Below are 23491 nucleotides of genomic sequence, written 5' to 3' on the forward strand. Positions count from 1 at the left end.
CGTGGAAGCCGGCAGCATGCTTGCCGCCATGAAAAAACGGCCCATAAGATGGGTGTTGCGATGTCCGAGGAGAAAACTTCCGTCCATTCCATTTCGGACCTGCTGGGCAACGCCCAGCGGCAGAGCGCTTATTTGATTGTCATCAGCGCCAAGTCCGCGGCGGGCATCGGCCGGATGTTCAAGCTGGACCGCTCCGAGGTGGTGCTGGGGCGCAGCTCAGAGGCGCAGTTCCAGGTGGAGGACGACGGAATCTCTCGCAAGCACGCCAAGGTGGTGGCGCTCGGCGACGGGCGCTTCCAGTTGATGGACCTGGCGAGCACCAACGGCACCTACCTCAACGGGCTGAAGGTCAACGCCGCCCCGCTGTACGACGGCGACAAGATCCAGATCGGCTCCAACACCGTCCTCAAGTTCTCCATCCAGGACGAGCTGGAAGAGCAGTACCAGCGCAGCATCTACGAGTCCGCCACCCGCGACGGCCTCACCCGCGTCTACAACAAGAAGTACTTCCTGGAGACGGTGCGCAAGGAGTTCAGCTACTGCCTGCGCCACCGGGTGCCGCTGTCGCTGGTCCTCTTCGACGTGGACCACTTCAAGAAGATCAACGATGCGTACGGCCACCCGGCCGGGGACTACGTCCTGACGCGCATCGCCCAGCGGGTGACCGACACGGTGCGCACCGAGGACCTGCTCGCGCGCTACGGCGGCGAGGAGTTCGCGCTGATGCTGCGCGAGTCCGCCGAGGACCAGGCCCTGGCGTGCGCCGAGCGCTGCCGCCACGCGGTGGACAAGGCCGACTTCGTCTTCGGCGGCACCCCCATCAAGGTGACCATCAGCCTGGGCGTGGCGACGCTCCTGGACTCGGACTTCACCCAGCCCGAGGACCTCATCGCCGCCGCGGACAAGTACCTCTACCGCGCCAAGCGCGCGGGCCGGAATCGCGCCGACGCCAAGGCCATCAGCGGCCCGTGAGTCGTCGCCGTCGGGCGCGGGGTTCCCTCGCGCCCAGGCGTCCTGGCCCCCGCGGACGTCAGTTCCCGAAGCCCAGCTTGCGCAGGCCCGAGCGGGACACGTGCTTGACGTGGGTGTCCGCGTCGCGGGCCGCCGCGTCGGAGAGCGCCGCCGCCGCATGAGGCCCGCCCAGCCGCCCCAGCGCGAGCGCCGCCGCCACCCGCACATCCGACACCGGGTCCTCGCGCAGGCACGCGGCCAGCACCTTCACGTGGGCCGCGCGTCCGATGGCCTCCAGCGCCCGGGCCGCCGCGGCGCGCACCACCGGGTGCTCCGAGCCCAGCAGCTCCGCCGCCAGGTCCCCGCGCGTCGACTGGCGCTGCCCCGCGACGACATCCAGCGCGGCGGCGACCACCTCCGGCGAGGCGTCATCCAGCGCGCGCTCGGTGGCGTCCAGCACCTCGGGCTTGCGCACCGCCAACGCGCCGAGCACCCGCACCGCGCCCGCCCGCACCACCGGCTGCGCGTCCTTCAAGAAGGGCGACAGCGCGTCCAGCCGCAGACCCTCACCCTCGCGGCAGTCCGCAAGCGACGTCAGCGCCTGACCCCGCAGGGGCGCGGGCATGCGCGAGTCCCGGGCGGCCTCCAGGAAGAAGCTCCCACAGCCCTTCTCCCGCTCCATCGCCTCCAGCCACGGCCGGGCCACCGCCAGGTCCTTGCCCTCCAGCCTGCGCTCGGCGGCCACGCGCAAGGACGTGCCCTCCGACTCAGCCAGCCGCCGCGCCGCGGAGCCCCGCACCTTCCGGTCCACGTCCGTGAGCGCGCGCTCCAACTCCTTGCGCGCCAGCGGGCCATAGACGCCCAAGGACAGCACCGCCGTGTCACGCCGTTGGGGCTCGGGCGCCGTCAGCTCCGGCTGGAGCGACTCCAGCTCGCGCGAGTACACGGCGAAGAGCCGGTTCACCAGCACCTCGTCCGCGGGCCTCGCCTCCTCCAGGAGCAGCCGCCCCACCGAGGAGTTCAGGCGCAGCGCCACCGCCTTGAGCGCCGAGGCGCCAATCCCATCCGACGCCTCGGGCCGGGACGCGGTCGCATCGAGCAACACCCTGGCGGGCCGCTTCCCCAGGAAGGCCCCCAGATGCGCGAGCGCGGTGCCCCGCTCCCGAGGGTCCTCCGAGTACAGCTCCACCTCCAACGCCTGGCGGAGCACCTCCCGGCGCGCCCACACCCGCGCCGCCGCCTCGGGCCCCCGGGCCCCCGCGTCGCGCAGGAAGGTGGCCGTGGACTGCCCTGACTCCGCCGCCGCGCGCGCCGCGGTGAGGCAGGCGGGCAGGTCCGACGACGAGGGGGAGCTGGCCACCCACTCGGCCAGCACGCGCTTCTCCGTCAACTGCCGCGCCTTCGCCTCCGCGCGCACGGAGGCCCAGCGCACGCGCCAGTCACCATCCTTGCGGGAGGAGGCCAGCGCCTCGCGCGGCATCGGCCGGACGTTGCCCAGCGGCGCCACCCACGAGTCCACCCGCCCGCCCGACAGACACGAGCCGCACACCCGGGCGCGCAGCGCGCGGTCCGCCACGTGACGCTGGCAGGAGTTCCAGCAGTCGGTCGTCCCGGTGCCACCACGCTGACCGGTCGCCAGCAGCACCATCAGGAGGAGGGCAGGGCTCACGCAGGCGACACTCTAGTCCAACCGCCCGCGGCTTTTCCCGCCTGCGTCCTTGCGTTTTACCGGCCACTGGGACATACCGCTCCCCTTCGAAGTACGCACACATTGACGCATGACGGAAGGAGGTGAACGCATGCCCGGTATCCGAGTGAAGGAGGGAGAGTCCATTGAGAGCGCCCTCAAGCGCTTCAAGAAGGCCACTGAAAAGGCCGGAATCCTTTCCGAGATCCGCAAGCGCGAGCACTACGAGAAGCCTTCCGTGAAGCGGAAGAAGAAGGCCCTCGCCGCCAAGAAGCGCGCGGTGAAGAAGGCCCGCAAGTCGTTCTAGTTGCGAGGCCGGCGTGTGAGCCGGGGCGCCCAAGTCAGGTGCCCTGGCTCCCGTCGTCTGCAATCCCCCGAATCCCAGCCAGCGGAGTTGCGAAGATGGCCACCCTCAAGGAACGGCTCGACGCGGACCTCAAGGACGCGATGCGATCCAAGAATGAGCTGCGCACCACCGTCATTCGGGCGATCAAGAGCGCCGTGAAGTACAAGGAAGTGGAGCCCGGTGCCTCCGCCCTCGACGACTCGGGCGTGATGAGCGTCATCACCACCCTCATCAAGAAGGGCCGCGACTCCGCGGACCAGTTCAAGGCCGCCAACCGGCCGGAGCTGGCGGAGAAGGAGGAGGCCGAAATCGCCGTCCTCCAGAGCTACCTGCCCCAGCAGCTCACCCCCGACGAGCTGGTCGCCGCCGTCCAGGCCGCCATCGTCGAGGTCGGCGCCAAGAGCGCCAAGGACATGGGCGCGGTGATGAAGAACCTCTCCCCCAAGCTCCAGGGCAAGGCCGAGGGTCGCGCCATCTCCGAGGCCGTCAAGGCGGAGCTCGCGAAGCTCGCCTGAAGTCCCCTGTCCCACCCCTTCGGAGGCCGCCCGGCGTATCCGGTGGCCCCCCGGAGTGGAAGGCTCGGGGTGAGCGGAAACTTGCTCCCCCGGCCCCCCGTCATTAAGTGCCTGGGCCAGCCCTGGCCTATCGCCCCTCTCCAGGGGAGATAGCCACCGGGCCGTAGGAGCCCCAACGTGTCCCCACACCCTCACGACGCCTCGCGCTTCCGGTCCTCCGCCCTGCAGGGTGGGGAAATCCACCGGGTTGGCGACCGGACGGGCGACGTCAGGCCCGGCTGGCAGGATGTCGGCGGTGCGCCCGCCCTGACGCGGGCCCAGGGGTGGGCGACATGATCCCGGAACACAAGATCCAGGAAATCCTCGAGCGGGTGGACCTGGTGGGCCTCATCTCCCGGCACGTGGAGCTGAAGAAGTCCGGCCGGGAGTGGAAGGGGCGCTGTCCCTTCCACCAGGAGAAGACGCCTTCGTTCTACGTGGTGCCGGAGAAGCGCTTCTATTTCTGCCATGGCTGCCGGGCCAGCGGCGACGCGGTCTCCTTCGTCCAGCGCTACCTGGGCAAGACGTTCCTGGACGCCGTGCGCGATTTGGCGCGCGAGCTGGGCATCGACCTGGAGGCGCAGCAGGACCCCGGCATGAAGGAGCGGCAGCAAATCAAGGAGGCCACGGACCTGGCCGCCGAGCACTTCCGCTCGCTGTTGTGGCACCAGGACGAGGGCCGCTCCGCGCGGGCCTACATCGCCAGCCGCGGCGTGTCGGATGAGACCGCGCAGGCCTTCGGGCTGGGCTGGGCGCCCCACGCGTGGAGCCTGCTCGCGGAGCGCTGCCAGAAGTCGGGCATGCTGGACTGGGCCATGAAGGCCGGGCTCGTGCTCAAGCGCAACACGGGGGACGGCTGCTTCGACTTCTTCCGCAGCCGGCTGATGGTGCCCATCCGCGCGCCGGAGGGCAGGCCCATCGCCTTCGGTGGCCGGCTGGTGGGCGCCGACGAGGGCCCCAAGTACCTCAACTCGCGCGAGTCGCGGCTGTACAACAAGAGCGAGACGCTGTTCGGCATGGACCTGGCGCGCGACGAGCTGCGCAAGCGCAAGTCCGCCATCCTCGTCGAGGGCTACTTCGACTGCATCGGCTTGCACCAGGTGGGCGTGCGCCACGCCGTGGCGCTGTGCTCCACCAACCTCACCGCGGGACACATGCAGCTGCTCAAGCGCGCCGAGGCGCGGGAGCTGGTGCTGCTGCTCGACGGAGACTCCGCGGGGCTTGCGGCCGTGGAGAGGCTCGCCGGCCCCCTGCTTGCCGCCGGGGCAACCGCTCGTGTGGCGCTGCTGCCCCAAGGGGATGATCCAGACACCTTCGCGCGTCGTGTGGGGCAGGACGGTGTGGAGTCGCTCATCGAAGGGGCGCAATCCCTCACCACCTACCTGTTCGCCACCCTGCTGCCCCAAGGCAAGGCGGCCACGTTCGAGGAGAAGATGGCGGCTCTGGAGCGACTCAAGCCCGTGGCGGCGCAGGTGCCCGTGGGGCTGGTGCGCTCGTCGCTCTTCGCCGCCCTGGCCGAGCACTTCGGCTGGCGCGCCCCGGACGTGGAGGCCGCCCTCCGCAGCAAGGTCCCCACGCCCAAGCCCGCATCCTCGGGCACTCATGACGCCGCCGCCGCGCCTGCCCGCCCGCTCCCCGAGAAGCCGCCGCCTCCCATGGAAGCCCTCTACGTGGCGGCCGTGCTGAGGGAGCCCCGGCTGCTCGGCCGCGACCTCTTCCGCGTGTGTGACGAGCTGTCGCACACCGGCCTTCGAATGACGCTCATGCACGCCACCTCCGGGCGGGGCGCCAATGACGCCCTCTATGAAGCCTCCGAGGGCGTGAAGCGGGCCATCGAGACGTCCTGGCGCCAGCTCCCCTCGGAAGGACAGGAGCTGGAGCAGGCGTTCTCCACCATCTGCCAGGAGATCATGGTGCGGCGCATCAACGAGCGTCTTGCTTATATAACCCGTGCGACGGAGCAGACGCTGGGCGCGTTCGACCTCACGGAGGAGACGCGCCAGCTCCAAGCGGAGCGGGTGGAACTGCTGGCGCTCAAGAAGCGTGTCCTGGAGGAGCTCAAGCCGGCCTCCGCGGGAACAAAGGCGCCCATGCAACCGGTTTGAGTTCGCGTTTGTAAGAAACCCTGACTTTGCGGTAGATCGGCCGGCTCGCCCCTGGCCTCAAGCCCCTGAATTTCTTAAGGAGAAGTACCCGAATGCCGACGCAGAAGCCCTCGAAGGCGTCCGTGAAGCCCACCAAGAAGAAGGTGGATCCGGTGATCCGCAAGAAGAAGGCTCCGGACAGTCCCGCGGCGAAGGGCGCTGGGGTGAAGGCGGGCGAGGAGGAGCAGGAGACGCTCGAGGCGAAGGAGGCCCCCGCCGAGGCCGTCGTCGAGAAGAAGAAGAAGAAGGGCGTCGCCGCCGTCTCGGAGGACGTGGACCCCGAGGAGGCCGCCGAAGAGGCCGCCGCCGCCGTCGAGGTGGACCCGGACGCCGTCGAGGACGACGTCGAGGAGGACCCCGTCGCCGAGCGCAAGGAGGTCAAGGACCTGCTCGCCCAGGGCCGCGAGAAGGGCTTCCTCACCTACGACGAGGTGAATGACGCGCTGCCCGCCGACATCGTGTCGTCCGATCAGATCGACGACGTGATGAGCATGTTCGGCGACAACGACATCGAGATCGTCGACGCGCAGAAGGCCGCGCAGAACAACGAGATCAAGCCCACCGTCACCGTCGAGGAAGAGAAGGAAGACGTCGACGAGGACGAGAAGGACGAGGACGACGAGCCGGGCGGCAAGTCGAACGACCCGGTGCGCCTGTACCTGCGCAAGATGGGCAGCGTCAGCCTGCTCACGCGCGAGGGCGAGGTCGAAATCGCCAAGCGCATCGAGGAGGGCGAGAAGGAAGTCTTGCGCGCCCTGCTCGCCTGCAAGGTCGCCGTCGAGGAGATCCTCGACATCGGCAACAAGCTGAAGACGGCCAAGCTGCGCGTGCGCGACGTCATCAAGGACGCGCCCGAGGAGGCCCAGGCCGAGGGCGCCGAGGAGGCTCCCGAGGAGGTCGGCGAGGGTGACGCCCCGGCGCAGCTGGCGCAGAGCGAGCTCAACAAGATCGAGCAGATCTGCAAGCAGATCGAGCGCTTCCGCAAGTTCGCCAAGGACTGCGACGTCCTCGAGGAGGAGCTCGCCTCGAAGAAGAAGCTGACCGAGGTGCGCAAGAAGGAGCTCAAGCAGGAGATGAAGGACCTCCGGACCAAGATGATGGAGGTCTTGGAGGAGATGCGGCTGAACAAGAAGCAGGTCGACCGCATCGTCGTGAACCTCAAGTCGCTCATCGAGCGCGTCGAGAAGGCCGAAGACGAGCTGCGCGACCTGGAGCGCCGCTACGGCATCTCCATGAAGGAGCTTCGCCCGCAGCTGAAGGAGTCGCGGGAGAACCCCAACATCGGCAAGAAGCTGCAGAAGCAGCTCAACCTCACGCCCGAGCAGCTCGAGGTGCTGGACCGCGACGTGCGCACCGCGGTGCGGAAGATCAAGAAGGTCGAGGAGGAGGCCAACCTCCCCGTCGATGCGCTGCGCCGCAACTACGACGCCATCCGCCTGGGTGAGAAGCGCGCCGAGCGCGCCAAGAGCGAACTGGTGGAGGCCAACCTGCGCCTCGTCGTCTCCATCGCGAAGAAGTACACGAACCGCGGCCTGCAGTTCCTGGACCTCATCCAGGAGGGCAACATCGGCCTGATGAAGGCCGTGGACAAGTTCGAGTACAAGCGCGGCTACAAGTTCTCGACCTACGCCACCTGGTGGATTCGTCAGGCCATCACCCGCGCCATCGCGGACCAGGCCCGCACCATCCGCATCCCGGTGCACATGATCGAGACCATCAACAAGCTCATCCGCACCAGCCGCTACCTGGTGCAGGAGATTGGCCGCGAGCCGACGCCGGAGGAGATCGCGGAGAAGATGGAGCTGCCGCTCGACAAGGTCCGCAAGGTCCTGAAGATCGCCAAGGAGCCCATCTCCCTCGAGACGCCGATTGGCGAGGAGGAGGACAGCCACCTGGGCGACTTCATCGAGGACAAGAGCCTGGTGTCGCCCGCGGACGCGGTCATCAACATGAACCTGGCGGAGCAGACCCGCAAGGTGCTCGCCACGCTGACGCCGCGCGAGGAGAAGGTGCTGCGCATGCGCTTCGGCATCGGCGAGAAGAGCGACCACACGCTGGAGGAGGTCGGCCAGGACTTCGAGGTGACGCGCGAGCGCATCCGTCAGATTGAAGCCAAGGCGCTGCGCAAGCTGCGCCACCCGAGCCGCTCCAAGCGCCTGCGCTCCTTCGTGGAGAGCTGACGCTGACTCCAGGCCCTCTGGCCTGAAGCAAGAAGGCCCCCGCTCCCATTCGTGGACCGGGGGCCTTCGTGTTTCTAGAGTCCCACGCGGCATGGCGCTCTTGAGACCGAGGACGAAGACGCGGGTGAAGGAGGCGGAGGCGGCGCCGAAGCGCGCGCCCTTCACGGAGGAGGTGTGGCGCACGGTGCGCTCGATTCCGCGTGGAGAGGTCCGCACCTACTCGCAGGTGGCGCTCTATGCGGGGCGGCCCGGCGCGGCGCGCGCCGTGGGACGGGAGATGGCGATGCTGCCCACGGGGAAGGAGGTCCCCTGGTGGCGGGTGACACGCGCGGGAGGAGTGCTTGCGCCCATGGTGGCCCACGAGCAGGCGAAGCGGCTGCGCGCCGAGGGCGTCGAGGTGCAGCAGCGAGGACAGACGTTCCGCGTCAAACGGCAACAGGACACGACGCCCAAGGCCAGACGCTGACGTGTGAGGACGCGGCGTGGAGTGGCGCTTGCCAGACCCGCGTGCGCGGAGTTATGCCCAGGCCCACGCGGGTTGCACACGCCTGAGGGCCCTTAGCTCAGCGGTTAGAGCTGTCGGCTCATAACCGATTGGTCCCTGGTTCGAATCCAGGAGGGCCCACTCCCCTCACCTTCCGCGCACCGACTCGGGTCGCTCCACCGGGACACCGTGGCTGCGGTCAGCGCGGTGGAATGCCCTCGCCATGCGCGTGGTCCACCGGCAGCCTCAGGCGCGTGTATGAGAACACCAGCGACGTCTCGATACGACTGACCTCCGGCCGGCTCGTGAAGGACAGGATGGTCAGCCGCCGCAGGTGGTCCGTGTCCCGGCACACCACGTGGACGAGGAAGTCCGTGGTACCGCCCAGGCAGTAGACAGCCACCGTCTCTGGCAGCGAGCGCAGGTGGTCTCCGATGTTGCCGAAGGCCTCGCCGACGTGGAGCCGGAGCTGGACGGCGATGAGCGCCTGCAGGCCGAGCCCCAGCGCGTTGGCGTCCAGGTCCGCCTGATACCCCTTGATGACGCCGTCCGCCTCGAGCTTCCGCACCCGCGTGAGGCACGACGAGGGAGCGAGCCCCACCTGCGCGGCCAGTTCCTTGTTGGACAGCCGCGCATTGTTCTGAAGGGCGGTCAGAATCGCGCGATCGATTCGGTCGAGCTGGGGCATCTGGGTCTCCCGGGCGAATTCCATTCGATGGAGGGACGACAATCCTCGCTCATATTCTGTCTTCATGCCCCTGAACAGAATCGGCGTGTTCGTCTTCCTCGTGGCGGGCCTGGCATCCGCCGCCCCGGCCACTCCCACCAACCCGTTGCTGGAGCCATGGACGGGCCCCCATGGCGGAGTGCCGCCCTTCGACCGGGTGAAGGTCGAGCAGTTCGAGCCGGCGTTCGAGGTCGCGATGGAGGAGAACCGGCGCGAGCTCGCCGCCATCCTCCGCGTGAAGGAGGCCCCGACGTTCGAGAACACCATCGCCGCGTTGGAGGACGCGGGCCGGACGTTCACCCGCGTCTACGAGGTCTACAGCGCCTGGTCCAAGGTGATGAACACGCCCGACTTCCAGCAGGTCGAGCGCACGATGGCTCCCAGACTGGCGGCCTTCTGGGACGAGCAGTCCCAGGACCTCGCCCTCTTCCAGCGCGTCCAGGCCGTCCATGACTCGCCCGAGATGGCGCGGCTGTCGCCCGAGCAGCGGCGCCTCGTCCAATACTACTACCGGGACTTCGCCCGCTCCGGCGCGAAGCTCGACGACCCGGGCCGCAAGCGCATCGCCGAGCTCAACCAGCGCTTCGCCGCCCTCTCCACGTCTTTCCGTCAGAACGTGCTCGCCGACGAGGCGAACGCGGTGGTCATCGACGACGAGGCGGACCTCGCGGGACTGCCGGAGGCCCTGCGCAAGGCCGGGGCGACCGAAGCCGAGGCACGCGGCCTGAAGGGCCGGTGGGTGGTGTCCAATACCCGCTCGGCCGTGGCGGACTTCCTCACGTACCTGGACGACAGGGCGCTGCGGGAGAAGGTGTGGCGCAACTACGACAGCCGGGGGGACCACGGCGACGCGCACGACAACAACGCCATCGTCAGCGAAATCCTCACCCTGCGCGCCGAACAGGCCCAACTGCTGGGCTTCCCGACGTTCGCCCACCGGCAGCTCGAGGGGACCATGGTGGCCACCCCCGAGCGCGCCCTGAAGCTGCTGATGGACACCTGGACTCCGTCCGTCGCGCAGGTGCGCGCGGACGTCATCGCGATGCGGGCGCTGGCGCGGCGCTCCGGACTGACGGAGGACCTCGCTCCGTGGGACTACCGCTACTTCGCGGAGAAGGTGCGCAAGGCGAAGTACGACTTCGACGACACCGAGGTGAAGCCCTACCTCCAGCTCGAGAAGCTGAGGGAGGGCATGTTCTGGGTGGCTGGCGAGCTGTTCGGCTACACCTTCGCTCCCACGGCCAGCGTGCCCGTCTATCACCCCGACGTGCGCGTCTTCGAGGTGAAGGAGCGCGCCAGCGGGCGTCACGTGGGGCTCTTGTACTTCGATCCCTACGCGCGCCAGGGCAAGTACAACGGCGGCCAGACGGACCCGTACCGTGTCCAGGAGCGATTCCGGGGAGAAGTCACCCCCCTCGTGACGAACAACCTGCCCTTCGTGAAGCCAGGGCCCGGCGAGGCGGCGCTGGTCGGCTGGCGCGACGCGCTGACGCTCTTCCACGAGTTCGGCCACGCATTGCAGGTGCTGAACTCCAACGTGTCCCATCCCTCGCTGAGCGGCGGCCGCGTCGTACGCGACTACGGGGAGTTCTCAGGCAAGCTGCTGGAGCGCTGGGTGGCGACGCCCGAGGTGCTGGGACGCTTCGCGGTGCACCACAAGACGGGCAAGCCGATGCCCCAGGCCCTGCTGGCGAAAATCCAGAAGGCCGCGACGTTCAACCAGGGCTTCTACCTGGTGGACTTCCTCACCTCCGCGCTGGTGGAGATGAAGCTGCACCTGGCGAAGGAGCAGCCCCTGGACCCTGACGCGTTCGAGCGCGACACGCTCCAACAGCTCGGGGCCCCGGCGGAGGTCGGCATGCGCTTCCGGATGCCGCACTTCACCCATGTCTTCGAGGGCGACTCGTACGCCGCCGGCTACTACATGTACCTCTGGGCGGACGTGCTGGCCGCCGACGCGTTCGCGGCCTTCAGACAGGCGCGGCGGCTGCACGACCCCAAGGTGGCGGCGCGGCTGCGGCAGCACGTGTTCTCCGTGGGCAACACCGTGGACCCATTCGAGGGCTACCGCGCGTTCCGCGGTCGGGACGCCACCAGCGAGGCCCTGCTGCGCGAGCGCGGCATCCACTGACCGATTCTCGCGAGGCGGAGCGCACACGGCACGCCCCTCATGGCCCTCGGGGACAGAGCAGGTCGACCGACTTGATGCGCATCGCGCCATCCACGTTCGGGTCCCCCGTCTGGTCTCCGCTGGCGAGGGTGCCGTTCGACGTGAAGTTGTTCCGCGTGAGCTTCGCGACGCCGTCGATGCTCACCGTCGCGACCTTCGCCGCGTCCACCGACAGCGCGTAGACAGGGTACGCGCCATCGACCACCGGGAATGCCACGGACTGTGTTTCGTCCGCCCATCCGATGGCCGCACTGTCCAGGTAGAACCTCCGCGAACGCTCCACGGCGGTGCCGGGCGGCGGCGTGAAGCGCCCGAGAATGGCCGCGCCGCTGTCGAGCACGTTGTGACGGTCCACCGACTCCACCTGCAGCGTCACCTCGAGCTGGAAGGGCCTGGTGCCGTCGAATGCGTTCTCCCGCGCGATGAGAAGTCGCCCGCTCGTCCTCCCACAAGTGACGGTCGACGTCGCGGGCAGGCACACCTCGCAGGCGTTCGTTTGTGACACGAAGTGCTACTCAGCCTGTGACACGGAACGCTACTCATCGAGAAGTCAATCAACACCCATTGTGAACACTCTCTGAGACAGTCAGGCTGCATGTGCAACTCTTTGACGGAGGTCACACATGTTCCCCTCGCAGTCTGGCCTGACTCGTTGCGCGTCGAGGTTTTCATTGCTCGCGTTCCTCGCCGCCCTGAGCGTTGTCACCTGGAGCGGGCCCGCCCAGGCGCGCACGCCTGGCGGTGTCATCGGCGCCGGTTATTACGAACACATCGGCCCGCCCAAGTGGGTCGAGTTGGCCTGCAAGTACACGGCGGTCTACTCCCCGTGCCACTGTCCACCGCCCACCGTCGCCCCTTTCGATACCGCCATGGGCTGCTCCAACGTGAGCCAGGAGTGGGCCAATCGGGATGCATTGAACTCCTGCACGAATCTCTGCTCGAAGGCCGCCAAGGATTCTCCAGGGGCCGGCGGCGGCATCAACGGCGGCGTCGTGGGGCGCCCGGGGGGCCCGCAGAAGGGCGGCGTCTCGATTGACGGCGCTGGCACCGTGGCATCCCTGGAGTCGGAGGGCTTCGTGGGGTTCGTCCCCTTCCACAGGGAGCCGCTCTTCGGCACGCAGAAGGAGCAGCTGGCCGAGGCCGTCGCGGACGCCACGCACGTGCCCTGGGTGTTCCTCGATGGCATGGGCGAGTCCATCCAGTGGGAGGACCCGCACGGCTCGGCGGCCTTCGTCCAGGCGTACTGGAGCGAGCGCGGCGCGCCCCGCCCCATCGGCCACTGCAAGCACTCGCTCCAGGTCTCCTGCCCACTCGAGAGCGTGAAGCTCGGCGACAGCCTCCAGGTCTGCTCGGGCGAGAGCGAGGATGACGCCAAGGCCATCGCCGAGACGAGCTGCGCGCCGCTGCGCTACGACGCGCTGAGCCGCACCTGGAAGGCGTGGGGCCTGTTCGGCATCCCCGATGAAGGGCCCTATCGCGTGCCGACCGCCACGGTCCTCGCCGTGGGGCACCACACGTTCCTCGGCTTCATGCCCTCCAGCCTGGAGGCCCTGGGGCCCTACGAGGACTGGAACAAGCTGGCGGAAGAGCTGCTGGAGCGCACGCAGGGCACCACCGTGTGGCTCGCCGGCCCGGCGAAGTACTACTCCGCCAAGGAGTAACGCCTCACCGCATCCCGCCTCGCGGCTCGTCTGCGAGGCGGGTCCTCACGGGGTGCGGCGCGGCCTGTCACGGGGTAGGAGGCTCATCCGTCCTACGCTCCAGGATGACCATGACCGCGCCCCCTCCCCCGCCGACCGTCGAAGCGCCGCAGCGCCACCGCCCGCGGCTGCTGGGGCTCGCCTACCGGATGCTGGGCGAACTGGCTCCCGCCGAGGACGTGGTGCAGGACGCCTATCTGCGCTGGCACCAGGAGGGCTCGCGGGACATCCAGAACGCGGAGGCGTGGCTGGTCACGGTGGTGAGCCGACTGGCGATAGACCGGCTGCGCCGCGCCGCCACCGAACGCGCCGCCTATGAGGGCCCCTGGCTGCCGGAGCCCGTGCTGACTGAAGCGCCCACGCCGGAGCAGGCCGCGGAGCGCGCCTCGGACCTGTCAGTGGCCCTGCTGGTGCTGCTCGAGTCGTTGAAGCCCGAGGAGCGCGTGGCCTTCCTGCTGCGTGAGGTCTTCGGCGAGGAATACGAGACGCTGGCGCGCGTGCTGGGGCGCAACGAGCCGGCGGTGCGGCAACTGGTGCACCGGGCGCGAGAGCGGGTGCGGGAGGGCCGTCCGCGCTTCCCCTCTCCTCCCGAGGTGAGGGAGCAGCTCCTGCAGCGCTTCCTCTTCGCGCTCGGCACCGGGGACCAGGCGGCGCTGGTCTCGATGCTCGCCCCGGGCGTGACGTTCACCAGCGATGGAGGCGGCAAGGCCTACGCGGCGCGCAAGCGCATCGAAGGCGCCGAACGCATCATCCGGATGTTGCTCGGGCTGCGGCAGAAGCTGCGCGGCGCGATGGAGCACCGCATCGTGTCGCTCAACGGGCAGCCCGCCGCGCTCACCTTCCGCGACGGCGCGCTCTTCCACGCCACGATGCTCGACGTGGACGGTGAGCACATCCGCGCCATCTACCGCGTGCTCAACCCCGACAAGCTCCAGCGGCTCGAGCGCGACGCCATTCATCTCGCGTGAGTCACGTCCCCAGGCGGCGTGCGCAGGGGGACACCGATGCGATTGAGCGCGTTGATGAGCGCCACCTGTGCGACCAGCGCCGCGAGTGACGCGTCGTCGAACGCCGCTCGCGCCGCGTCCCACACCGCGTCGGGGACGCCCTCCGGCCCCAGCTGGGTCGCGGCCTCGGTGTACGCGAGCGCGGCCCGCTCCGCGTCACTGAAGAGCAGGGACTCGCGCCAGACGACGACCTGATGGAGGCGGTCCTCGGACGCTCCCAGCTTGCGTGCTTCACGCACGTGCATGTCCACGCACAGGACGCAGCCGTTGTGCTGCGAGGCGCGAATCTTCACCAGCTCTCGGATGCTCGCAGACAGTGGGCCCTCCCGCAGCGCGGCGTCCACGGCGAGGAAGGCTCGGTAGGGCGCGGGGGCGAGCGTGGCGATGTCCAAGCGGGGACGAGGATGTGACGAGTCGTTTCGCGATGCCTGCATGAAATGGCCTCCTGTTGGGTTCGCACAGAAGACGTGCGGCCGTTTCGCCTGTGACAGCCGGAAGCCGCGGGCCCTGTCGCACCGGGCTGCGATGAACCTGGAGTCGCCACCCTGGGAAGAAGTTTTCCCATCCCCGCCGGGCACACGCATTGCTGGGATTCCCGTGACAGCGAGAGTCAGGGAGGACGGATGCGAGGCGGATGGCGATGGGCAACGGCGGTGGGCATGGCGGTGTTCCTCGGCGCATGTGGAGAGTCCCCGGACAAGGACACCCCTGATGGCCCGGGCCCCTGGCCCACGGATGCGGTGAAGGACTACGCGACGGCGTTCGGCGTCGGCGCGGGAGTGCGGAGCATCGGCGTCGACGAGGGCCACAACATCTGGCTGCTGAAGGGCGACGAGATTGGCGTGCTGCGGCCCGGCGACACGGCGCCCACATGGACGCGCGGAGTGGGACAGGCGGCGGGAGGCTTCGGGCGGGACCAGAAGGCGCTCGGCTCCACCGTCATCTGCGGGGGTGAGGAAGGGCGCGCCTACGTGGGTTACCACACGTACGAATTACAGCCGGAGGTCCCGGACAAACCGCACGCCTACATCCCAGGACCTGGGGAGGAGCACTACACCGAGGAGCGCTTCGCGGAGTACCAGAAGGGCGACCTGGACGCGGTGCGCGTGGAGTCCGACGGCACGGTGGTGCTGGAGGAGCATCTGTGGCGCAGCGCGGGCGTGTCCGGCGGACAGCAGCAGCTCGGCATCCGCAACACCAATGACTTCCACTACGACGAGGACCGCTCGGTGCTCGCCTGTCAGCGGGTGATGCGCGGCAGGGACCGGGGCGATGTCTACATCGGCACCAACCACGGCGTGACGTTGATTCGAGACCTCACGTACAACAGCCACCGCCACGCGGCCTGGTATCTCGAGACGCCGCGCGCGGACGGCAGCGTGTCCCAGTCACTCCAGGCGGGGTTCAACTGGGGGCTCGGCATCGGACCTGGGGGTGAGGTGCTGGTGGCCAATGACTGGCTCGTGGGCATCCTGCAGCCGAACGGCGTGTTGGCGGACTTCGACAGGGAGCTCACCTGGGAGGGGCCGGTGCCCTGGAGCTACAAGGGGCACAACGCGCAGCTCAACAGCCTGGAGTCCTTCGACCACTGGCGCGCCATCGCTCGCACGAAGGCGTGGACGACCTGGGTGGGCAGTCGTGACTTCGGCCTGTGGCGCATGGAGCAGACGGACCGCTCCAGCGCGAACTACACGCGCATCACCACCCTGCCCTCCTCCAACGTGACGGCGCTGGCTGCCACCGATGGGGGCATCGTCTACGTGGGCACGCAGGACCAGGGACTGTGGCGCATCGAGGAGGATGGGACGACGCTCAACCGCGTGGAGACCGCGAACGGGCGACAGGTGCTCCAGCTCGTCTACGACCCCACCGTGGCACCGGCCATGCTCTATGTGCTGACCGACCTGGGGCTGACCGTGCTGCGGGAGTAGCACGCACCAATACATCCACCCGTGCCGTGAGGAGCTCACGGCAACGGGTCTGTTTTACCTACCACTTGAGTGGTATGGCTCGCGCCCATCCATGGATTCAAAGTCTCACGCTGTGCCAATCGGCACGACAACCCGTCTCATCAGGACGGAAGTGGAGACCACCATGGCGACCGTGGGAGAGCGATTCAAGACAGGAACGACGTGCCCCGTCTGGGGCAACTACATCTTCGATGGATATACGGACAACACGACCACGCCAGCGCCGACCAGCGAGGAGCGCGTCATCCAGCTCAACGTGGGCGCGACGTTCCCGCCCGTCAGGTCCACCAACAAGGGGGCGTACTGGAAGCTCGCGCGAATCCTGTAGTCAGTATGACTCCCACGCAGGCAGCGTCACGAAGCCACGAGTTCACGCATCGGGAGCTGCCTGCGTGACATGAGGTAGGCCACGCCGAGGTTGGGGACCCAGCAGAGCCACGCGACGATTCGGTAGGCCGTGACGAAGTCGCCCAGCGAGTGGACCAGCACGGGCATCCACAACCTCAGCGTGACCGCCGCGAAGCACGCAGCGAAGCTGTAGGTCATCATGAGCCGGTGCTCCTCGACCCGCCGGTTCCTGATGAGCCACCAGGCCCAGGCCGTCGTCGCGAGCCAGATGACACCCAGGCTGACGAAGCCCGACGCGGCGATGAAGCCTCCCGTGGCGAAGAAGCCGATGTACACGGCCGCGAGCCCGCTCAGGAAGACCGCCCCGACATAGATCTTCCCGAGGCTTCGGTGCGCCCGCGGATACCGGAGCCGCAACCTCGCGACGAACTGCGTCCAGCCCACCGCCAGCGCGAGCCCGCCCATCGCGATGTGCACATAGAAGGCCGCATTCCAGACGAGGTCCATCAGCAACGCCTCGTCCTTCGAGCCGCGAATCCCGAAGGTCGAGCCCGCGAGGAAGTAGCTGATGGGATACAGCCCCACCGCCACGCAAAGGAAGCCGAAGACGAACCAGCGTGCCTTGCGTGTCATCGTGGAGACCCAGGGTTCGAGATGGAGCGGCGCCGCGCGAACATCAATCGCCCACGGTTACGGACCGCGCCCCGCTCGATTGCATCTCACTCCGGAGAAGACGGCGCACGCAGCTCCATCTTCAGCGACTGCTTGCCCACCCACTCACCGCGCAGCAGGTTCTTCCCCACCTCCAGCCGCAGACTCCCCGTCGAGTTGCCGTCGGCGTCCCGCTCCTGCAGCTCGAGCTTCCCGCCCTCCAACCGGCCGTCCACCTCAATCGGCTTGCGGTGCTTCTCGTAGAAGTACACGCCAGAGACCGAGTCATCGCGCTGCCGCTCCAACATCATGACGATGGGCATCTTGCCGATTCGCCCCCGCAGCACCTGGCCGAAGACGTCGCCGGACACCCCCTGCCCCTCCCCCAGCAACACCCGCTTGCCGTAGGCCGTCAGATGCGGACGCAGTGAGTCGTAGGACAGCGCCAGGCTGACCTTGTCGACGTCGTCGAGCGCGCGCGACGCGTGATTGCTGCAGCGTCCGGCAATCATCCGCGCCTCCGCCCCATCGAACTCCCAGCGCTCATGGAAGTAACTCCTGGTGCGCTCCTCCTCCGCATTCGCCTCCACACCCTCCAGACACTCACGGTTGAACGCGAGCCGCTCCTCCAGGTTCTCCACCGTGTCGCTCGCGGGCGTCTTCTTGCTCGACGGCTTCAGCTCCCGCTCATACCGCGCGACTTGTTCCCGATAGAGCCGCAGCTTCTCCTTGTGCATGCGCAGCACCAGCGCGCGCACACCCGCAGGAGTGAACAACTCTCCCGGGTTCACCTGCCGCCCCGTCCGCGTGTCGAAGGTGTAGGCCACGCTGTACGACTCGCAGTAGGCCCCGCAGCCCTCGACATCGAAACGAATCGTGAGCAGGCGCCCATCGTTCCGCGTCACGCTGAAGCTCTGCTCGGAGAGACCCGACAAATCGAGCCCATCCGCCGGCAACCGCGCCGCCACCTTCGTGGGCGTCAGTGCCTTGAACCGACCGATGAACAAACCGTCGTTGATGTTGGCGCCCACCTCCGGCGTGCCGTGGGTGACCAGCGCCATCTGGAGGTCACCCACCGGGAAGACACTCTCCGCCTCCGGCTTGGGGATGACCTTCAGCGTGCGCACCTCCAGGCCCTCCGCCCCTGCCCTCCCCGTGAACAGCACGGCCAGGAGCGGGAGCAGCACGAGACGGACGGGAAGGCGCTTCATCGGCAAGACCTCGGACAGGATGACCACGCCGGCATCCTGCCTCACGGCCTCACCGAAGGGCATCCCGAGGAGCACGCCTCAATACCGCGGCGTCGCCCCGAGACGAGGCGTGTACACGTTCGCGCTCACAGAGCGGACATCCACGTCGACGCCAATCAGGCTTTCCGCGTGCCCCAGGAAAAAATACCCCGTGGGCGCGAGCCGCTGAAGCATCCCGCCAATCACCCGGCCCCGCGCCTCCGCGCCGAAGTAGATGAGCACGTTGCGACAGAAGATGAGGTCGAACGGCCCCGGAGGCCACTCGCCGGGCGCGTTCAGGTTGACGCGCGCGTAGCGCATCAGCGCCCGCAGCTCCGGCCCCGCCTTCATCATGCCTTCCTGTGTCCGCACGCCCTTGAGCATGTACGCCCGCAGCAACGGCGGAGGAATCGTGGCCGCCCGCTCCAGCCCCCACAACCCCTCCTGCGTCCGCTCCAACGCCCACGTGGACAGGTCCGTCGCCAGGACCTCCAGGCTCCACCCCGAGCCTCGCGGGAACGCCTCCAACAAGCACATCGCGAGCGAATACGGCTCCTCCCCCGTGGAGCACGCCGCGCTCCAGACCCGGATGCTCCGGGCCCGACGCCCCGCGTTCGCCTGCGCAATCCAGTCGGGGAAGACGCGCTCGCGCAGCAGCTCGAAGTGCTGAGGCTCGCGGAAGAACGCCGTCTCATGGGTGCAGAGGCTGTCCAGCATCCGCACCTTCTCGGCCTCGTGCCCCCGCTCGGTGACGTACGCGTAATACGCGCCGAACGACGTCAGCCCCAGCTCCCGGAGCCGACGCGAGAGCCGGTTCGCCACCAGCGCATCCTTGGACTGCGACAGGTGGATGCCCGCCTCTCGCTCCACCAACGCCTGGAACAGGGCGAGCTCCCGCGCGGTCAACACCGGGGGCGGGGCGAGCAGCCGCGTGAAGTCGCTCATCGCGTCAGCCGTTGCCGGGAGCCTCATCCGGAATGGGCTCGACGACGACGGGGACGGGCGTGTCCAGCGTCTCGGCCCCGGCGGTGGGCTCCGCGGAGGCCGTCTCCAGGCTGAGCAGCTCCGCCACCGACAACAGCCGGTCCAGGTCCAACAACAGGATGAACGTGTCCTCGTGTCGCCCCAGGCCCAGGAGGAAGTCCAGGCGCACGCGCGTGCCGAACGCCGGCGGCTGCTCGATGTCCTCCGGCCCCAACTCCAGGACCTCGCTCACCGAGTCCGCCAGCAGGCCCATGGCGCTCTGCCGCCCGTCGAGCGACACCTCGACGATGACGAAGCACGTCCACCGGGTGATGGGCCTCGGCGGCAGACCAAACTTCACCGCCAGGTCCACCACCGGCACCACGCTGCCTCGCAGGTTGATGACCCCCTGCACCGCCGCGGGCATGCCCGGCACCCGGGTGATGGGGCGGTGCTCGATGATCTCCCTCACCCGCAGGATGCCGACGCCGTACTCCTCCCCCGCGAGCATGAAGCTCAGGAAGTTGGACCGGCCGGACTTCTCGATGGAGTCGCTCATGGCTCGGGCGCCTAGAACCGCTGGAAGTCCTGGTTCGAACCCGGCGCCGGTGACGCGGGCATCGGGCCCTGCGCCGCCGCGAACAGCGACCTCGCCGGGGACGAGGGCGGACGCTGCGTGGGCGGCTTCGGCAGCGACAGCCCACGCCCCCCATACCCCGAGCCATCCGCGAGGCGGAAGAACGTCATCATCTGCAAGAGCGACTCGGCCTGCGTCGCCATCTCCTCGGCCGTGGAGGACAGCTCCTCCGCCGCGGACGCGTTGCGCTGGGTGACCTGGTCCACCTGCACCATCGCGCGGTTCATCTGCGACACGCCGATGGCCTGCTCCTTCGACACCGTCGTCACCTGCTGCACCAGCTCCGCCGTGCGGCGGATGCCCGGCACCAGCTCCGCCAGCAACTGCCCGCTGCGCTCGGCGACCCGGACGCTGGCGCTGGCCAGCGCGCCAATCTCCTTCGCGGACTTCTGGCTGCGCTCGGCCAGCTTGCGCACCTCCGTGGCCACCACCGAGAAGCCCCGGCCATGCTCACCCGCGCGCGCCGCCTCCACCGCGGCGTTCAGCGCGAGCAGGTTCGTCTGGTAGGCAATCTCCTCGATGATGGAGATGCGCTCCGCGATGGCGTTCATCGCGTCCACCGTCTCCTTCACCGCGCGCCCGCTCTCCTCCGCGTCACGCGCGCCCTTGACCGCCATCTGCTCCATCTGCCGGCTGTTCTCCGCGTTCTGGCTGATGGTGAGGTTGAGCTGCTCCAGGCTCGCGGTGGTCTCCTCCACCGAGGCCGCCTGGGTGCTGGTCCCCTGGGACAGGCTCTGAGAGGCGGCCGCCACCTGGGTGGACGCGGAGGACAGCGAGCCCGCCGCGCCGCGCACCTCGCTGATGACTCCCGACAGGCGGTGAATCATCTCCCGCATGCCCGTCATCATCTGCCCCGTCTCGTCCTTGCCGCGAACGGAGATGCTCGCCGTCAAATCACCGCCCGTCACCTGCTCGGTCACCTGCACCGCCTCGGTCAGCGGGCGGACGATGCTCCGCGTCAGGATGAAGGACAGCGCGCCCGCGAGCATCACGCCCAGCGCGCCGCCGAAGATGAGGGTGTCGTACAGGAGCTCCACGAGCCGCGCGACGTCCTCCGCGCGCCGCGTCTGCAGCGCGGACTCCTCGGAGGCCACCTCGGTGAGCAGCGAGCGCATCCGGTCCGCCATCTCCTTGCCACGCGCGCCCTTCACCTCCTCGAAGATGGCGCTCAGGTCCGCCTTGCCCGCGACGACCTCGCGACGACGCGCGATGGTGGACTCGAGGTACTGGCCCTGCCACTGCTGGGCCAGGTCCCGGACCTCCTGCAGCCGCTCCTGCTGTCGGGAGCTGGCCAGGGTCAGCTCCCGGATGTGATTGAGGTTCTGGGCGAGGCTGATGCGCGCCGCGGTGTAGGAGTCCAGGAAGCGGTCGTCGCCCGTGATGAGGAAGCCGCGCTGGCCCGTCTCCAGGTCGGAGAGGTCCCCCTCCAGCGTCCGCACCGTCATGAGCACCTCGGTGCTCTGCTTGCTCCCGACGTCCGCCGCCGCGGTGCGGCTGAGCGTCGAGTACGTCGCCAGCACGACGCCGATGAGGATGACCACCAGGGTCGTGAAGGCCAGCAACAATTTGCGGGTGATGCTCAGGTTGTCGAACACGTTCAGGTCTCCGGAGAAGCGCGGGAGAAAGAGGCGCGAGGGTCGGCGCCCGGCGTGAGCGCGCTCTCGAGGAAGAGGGATTCAGGGGACTCGGCGGCGCGGCGGATGGCCCGGCGCACCAGCGCGGAGGTGTCCAGGATGAGGCCCACCCGGCCATCTCCCAGGATGGTCGACCCGGAGATGCCGGGCGCATCCTGGAACAGCCGCCCCAGGGGCCGGATGACACGCTGCCCCTCGCCCTGGAGATGGTCCACCGCCAGCCCGACGATGCCGTCCGGGTGTCGCAGCACGACGACGTTCTCCCGGCCCGGCGCCGTGCCGCCCACGCCGAAGACGCTGCGCAGGCGCAGGTAGGGCAAGGGCTGTCCGCGCAGCGCCAGCATGCCGGCCTCGTCGCCCGTGCGTTGGGAAGCGGGGAGCTCCAGGCACTCCTGCACCAGCTCGATGGGGACCACGTAGACCTGGTCACCCACGCCCATGGCGAACCCCTGGATGACGGCGAGCGTGAGCGGCAACCGGAGCGTCATCGTGGTGCCGTGGCCCTCCCGGGTCCGCACGGCCACCGTGCCGCGCATGGCCTCCACGTCGCGGCGGACCACGTCCATCCCCACGCCGCGGCCCGACAGCTCCGTCACCGCCCTCGCGGTGGAGAACCCAGGCTCGAAGATGAGCCGGTCGACCTCTTCGTCCCGCAGCCGCTCCGGGTTCGCCACCAGGCCCCGCTCGCGGGCGCGCTCCCGGACGCGCTCGCGCTGGATGCCCCGGCCATCATCGGACAGCTCCACCACGACGCCCCCCGCCTCGTGGACGGCCCGCAGGCGCAGCCGACCACACGCCTCCTTGCCCGCCGCCTGCCGCTCGGCCGGTGCCTCGATGCCGTGGTCCAGGGCGTTGCGCAGCAGGTGGAGCAAGGGGTCTCTCAGGGCCTCCAGCACCGCCGTGTCCAACGTGACGTCCTCGCCCTCCAACTCCAGCAGGGCCAGCTTCCCCTGCGCCCGGGCCAGGTCGCGGACGGTGCGCAGGTGCTGCCGGAACAGCGGCCCGACGGGGACCATGCGCACGCGCATCACCTCGTCCTGGAGCTCCTGGAAGAGCGGGTCCATCTCCCGCTGCTGGGTGAGGGCTTCGTCCCAGCTGGCGCCAGAGGCCTCCGCCTCCATCAGGAACTGCGTCATGCGCCCCCGCGCGATGGACAGCTCCGCGGCGAGCGTGACGATGCGGTCCAACCGCTCCACGTCCATGCGCAGCGAACGGCCCCGGGGCATCGCGCGGGCCTCGCTCCGCGGCGGGGCGTCCTCGAACGGGACGACCACCGTGGGCGGAGGGCTCGCGTCCTTCGACTTGCCGGTGGCCCCACCCTCGAGCAGGCGGGCCAGCTGGGCCTGGTGCGTGGGCCCCAGCTGGTCCACGCCCGCGAGCGCGGCCCGCGTCAGCTCCCGCAGGTGGTCCACCGCGCCGAGCAACAAGGAGACCCAGGGCTCGCCCACCGCGAGGCGTTGGTCGAGCAGGGCCTGGATGAGGTCCTCGGCCCCGTGGACGTAGTCCGTCAGCGATTGGAAGCCGAGCGAGCTGCCACTGCCCTTGAGGTTGTGGGCCAGTCGGAAGAGCGCTCGCAGGTGCTCGTCGTCCGGGCGGGCCTCCAGCGCGATGAGGGTCTCCTCCATCGAGGAGAGCAGCTCCTCCGCTTCCTCGGAGAAGACGGCCAGCACCTGCTGCCACTCCGCCCCCATGCCTGGAGGGGGTCCCTTCATGTCGGCGCTCACGTCTCACACCTCACCAGGTGGACGTGCGTCCCCAGCAGCCGGGCCCCCAGGCCGGGGGGCGCCACGAAGCAACACATCGGGTCGGAGGTCATGAGGATGGACTTCGAACAACAGTGTCACGAATCGGACACGACGCTATCGCGCATGGATAAAAGTTTCAATGTCTCGAATCAATTCATGCCAACCCCGACGAGCACGAGTCGTGATGAGTCATTGCGGGGTGTTTCCGACCTTGGCCGGGGCGCGTCGTACCCGTCAATCCCAGACACATCGTGTCGACACGGGAAGTGCGACACGCGCCAGGCGTGACTCCACTCCGCGCGCGACGTCGTCCACGGACTCGCGAGAATCACGGCCCGGGTGGAATCAGGGTCCGGGCGTCGCC

Annotated in this window: 21 protein-coding genes and 1 tRNA gene; 12 read left to right on the forward strand and 10 right to left on the reverse strand. The window is 68.8% G+C overall.

What is annotated here, in order from left to right; translation table 11 throughout:
• Positions 1–60 precede the first annotated feature (60 nt).
• On the forward strand, positions 61–972 hold the full coding sequence (locus LXT21_RS02635; protein ID WP_254036490.1) for a GGDEF domain-containing protein: 912 nt from the start codon (positions 61–63) through the stop codon (positions 970–972).
• Between the two features lie 58 nt (positions 973–1030).
• Here LXT21_RS02635 and LXT21_RS02640 read toward each other — a convergent pair whose 3' ends face one another.
• Positions 1031–2620, reverse strand: a complete 1590-nt coding sequence (locus LXT21_RS02640; RefSeq protein ID WP_254036491.1) for a HEAT repeat domain-containing protein — start codon at positions 2618–2620, stop codon at positions 1031–1033.
• A 130-nt stretch (positions 2621–2750) separates the two neighbouring features.
• On the opposite strand from LXT21_RS02640, the gene rpsU reads away from it, so the two are divergent.
• The 6 genes from rpsU (at position 2751) to LXT21_RS02670 (ending at position 8487) form a co-directional block, all read left to right on the forward strand.
• Positions 2751–2945: a 30S ribosomal protein S21 gene (rpsU, locus tag LXT21_RS02645; protein ID WP_002614080.1), complete on the forward strand. Its 195-nt coding sequence runs from the start codon at positions 2751–2753 to the stop codon at positions 2943–2945.
• A gap of 95 nt (positions 2946–3040) precedes the next feature.
• The gene (locus tag LXT21_RS02650) at positions 3041–3499 is read left to right on the forward strand and encodes a GatB/YqeY domain-containing protein (RefSeq protein ID WP_254036492.1); all 459 of its coding nucleotides are present in this window, start codon (positions 3041–3043) and stop codon (positions 3497–3499) included.
• A 332-nt stretch (positions 3500–3831) separates the two neighbouring features.
• A complete protein-coding gene (dnaG, locus tag LXT21_RS02655) occupies positions 3832–5643 on the forward strand; it encodes a DNA primase (RefSeq protein WP_254036493.1) in 1812 nt (603 codons plus the stop codon).
• A 92-nt stretch (positions 5644–5735) separates the two neighbouring features.
• Positions 5736–7862, forward strand: a complete 2127-nt coding sequence (gene rpoD / locus LXT21_RS02660; protein WP_254036494.1) for an RNA polymerase sigma factor RpoD — start codon at positions 5736–5738, stop codon at positions 7860–7862.
• A 91-nt stretch (positions 7863–7953) separates the two neighbouring features.
• Positions 7954–8328, forward strand: coding sequence for an MGMT family protein (locus LXT21_RS02665; protein ID WP_254036495.1), 375 nt, complete (start codon positions 7954–7956; stop codon positions 8326–8328).
• An 86-nt stretch (positions 8329–8414) separates the two neighbouring features.
• Positions 8415–8487 (forward strand) — tRNA-Ile (locus LXT21_RS02670).
• Between the two features lie 58 nt (positions 8488–8545).
• Here LXT21_RS02670 and LXT21_RS02675 read toward each other — a convergent pair.
• Positions 8546–9034 carry an Lrp/AsnC family transcriptional regulator gene (locus LXT21_RS02675; RefSeq protein ID WP_254036496.1) on the reverse strand — a complete coding sequence of 163 codons (489 nt, stop codon included), beginning with the start codon at positions 9032–9034 and terminating at the stop codon, positions 8546–8548.
• 64 nt (positions 9035–9098) lie between these two features.
• Between LXT21_RS02675 and LXT21_RS02680 the strand changes: the two genes are divergently transcribed.
• A complete protein-coding gene (locus LXT21_RS02680; protein WP_254036497.1) occupies positions 9099–11204 on the forward strand; it encodes a M3 family metallopeptidase in 2106 nt (701 codons plus the stop codon).
• A 37-nt stretch (positions 11205–11241) separates the two neighbouring features.
• Here LXT21_RS02680 and LXT21_RS02685 read toward each other — a convergent pair whose 3' ends face one another.
• Positions 11242–11748 (reverse strand): hypothetical protein, encoded by a 507-nt coding sequence (locus LXT21_RS02685; RefSeq protein ID WP_254036498.1) that lies wholly within the window; start codon positions 11746–11748, stop codon positions 11242–11244.
• Positions 11749–11914: 166 nt separating this feature from the next.
• Here LXT21_RS02685 and LXT21_RS02690 point away from each other — a divergent pair, with 166 nt between their 5' ends.
• Both LXT21_RS02690 and sigJ read left to right on the forward strand, forming a co-directional pair.
• A complete protein-coding gene (locus tag LXT21_RS02690) occupies positions 11915–12904 on the forward strand; it encodes a hypothetical protein (protein ID WP_254036499.1) in 990 nt (329 codons plus the stop codon).
• A gap of 110 nt (positions 12905–13014) precedes the next feature.
• Positions 13015–13911, forward strand: coding sequence for an RNA polymerase sigma factor SigJ (gene sigJ, locus LXT21_RS02695; protein WP_254036500.1), 897 nt, complete (start codon positions 13015–13017; stop codon positions 13909–13911).
• Here the strand turns inward: sigJ and LXT21_RS02700 are convergent.
• On the reverse strand, positions 13899–14384 hold the full coding sequence (locus LXT21_RS02700; protein WP_254036501.1) for a carboxymuconolactone decarboxylase family protein: 486 nt from the start codon (positions 14382–14384) through the stop codon (positions 13899–13901). The genes sigJ and LXT21_RS02700 overlap by 13 nt on opposite strands.
• A 189-nt stretch (positions 14385–14573) precedes the next feature.
• Between LXT21_RS02700 and LXT21_RS02705 the strand changes: the two genes are divergently transcribed.
• Together LXT21_RS02705 and LXT21_RS02710 are read left to right on the forward strand one after the other, a co-directional pair.
• On the forward strand, positions 14574–15881 hold the full coding sequence (locus LXT21_RS02705) for a hypothetical protein (protein WP_254036502.1): 1308 nt from the start codon (positions 14574–14576) through the stop codon (positions 15879–15881).
• 163 nt (positions 15882–16044) lie between these two features.
• Complete coding sequence (locus LXT21_RS02710; protein WP_254036503.1) at positions 16045–16248, forward strand: YjzC family protein; 204 nt, start codon at positions 16045–16047, stop codon at positions 16246–16248.
• Between the two features lie 26 nt (positions 16249–16274).
• Here the strand turns inward: LXT21_RS02710 and LXT21_RS02715 are convergent, their stop codons facing one another.
• The 6 genes from LXT21_RS02715 to LXT21_RS02740 form a co-directional block, all read right to left on the reverse strand.
• On the reverse strand, positions 16275–16901 hold the full coding sequence (locus LXT21_RS02715; RefSeq protein WP_254036504.1) for a DUF2306 domain-containing protein: 627 nt from the start codon (positions 16899–16901) through the stop codon (positions 16275–16277).
• 86 nt (positions 16902–16987) lie between these two features.
• Entirely contained in the window at positions 16988–18130 is a 1143-nt protein-coding gene (locus LXT21_RS02720) for a hypothetical protein (protein WP_254036505.1), read from the reverse strand.
• A gap of 78 nt (positions 18131–18208) precedes the next feature.
• The gene (locus LXT21_RS02725) at positions 18209–19120 is read right to left on the reverse strand and encodes a CheR family methyltransferase (RefSeq protein WP_254036506.1); all 912 of its coding nucleotides are present in this window, start codon (positions 19118–19120) and stop codon (positions 18209–18211) included.
• Positions 19098–19670 (reverse strand): chemotaxis protein CheW, encoded by a 573-nt coding sequence (locus tag LXT21_RS02730; RefSeq protein WP_254036507.1) that lies wholly within the window; start codon positions 19668–19670, stop codon positions 19098–19100. The genes LXT21_RS02725 and LXT21_RS02730 overlap by 23 nt, the downstream gene beginning before the upstream one ends.
• An 11-nt stretch (positions 19671–19681) precedes the next feature.
• Positions 19682–21343, reverse strand: a complete 1662-nt coding sequence (locus tag LXT21_RS02735; RefSeq protein WP_254036508.1) for a methyl-accepting chemotaxis protein — start codon at positions 21341–21343, stop codon at positions 19682–19684.
• Positions 21344–21345: 2 nt separating this feature from the next.
• Positions 21346–23094, reverse strand: a complete 1749-nt coding sequence (locus LXT21_RS02740; RefSeq protein WP_254036509.1) for a chemotaxis protein CheA — start codon at positions 23092–23094, stop codon at positions 21346–21348.
• Positions 23095–23491 lie beyond the last annotated feature (397 nt).

Source organism: Myxococcus guangdongensis (assembly GCF_024198255.1).
In the GTDB taxonomy this organism is placed as follows: domain Bacteria; phylum Myxococcota; class Myxococcia; order Myxococcales; family Myxococcaceae; genus Myxococcus; species Myxococcus guangdongensis.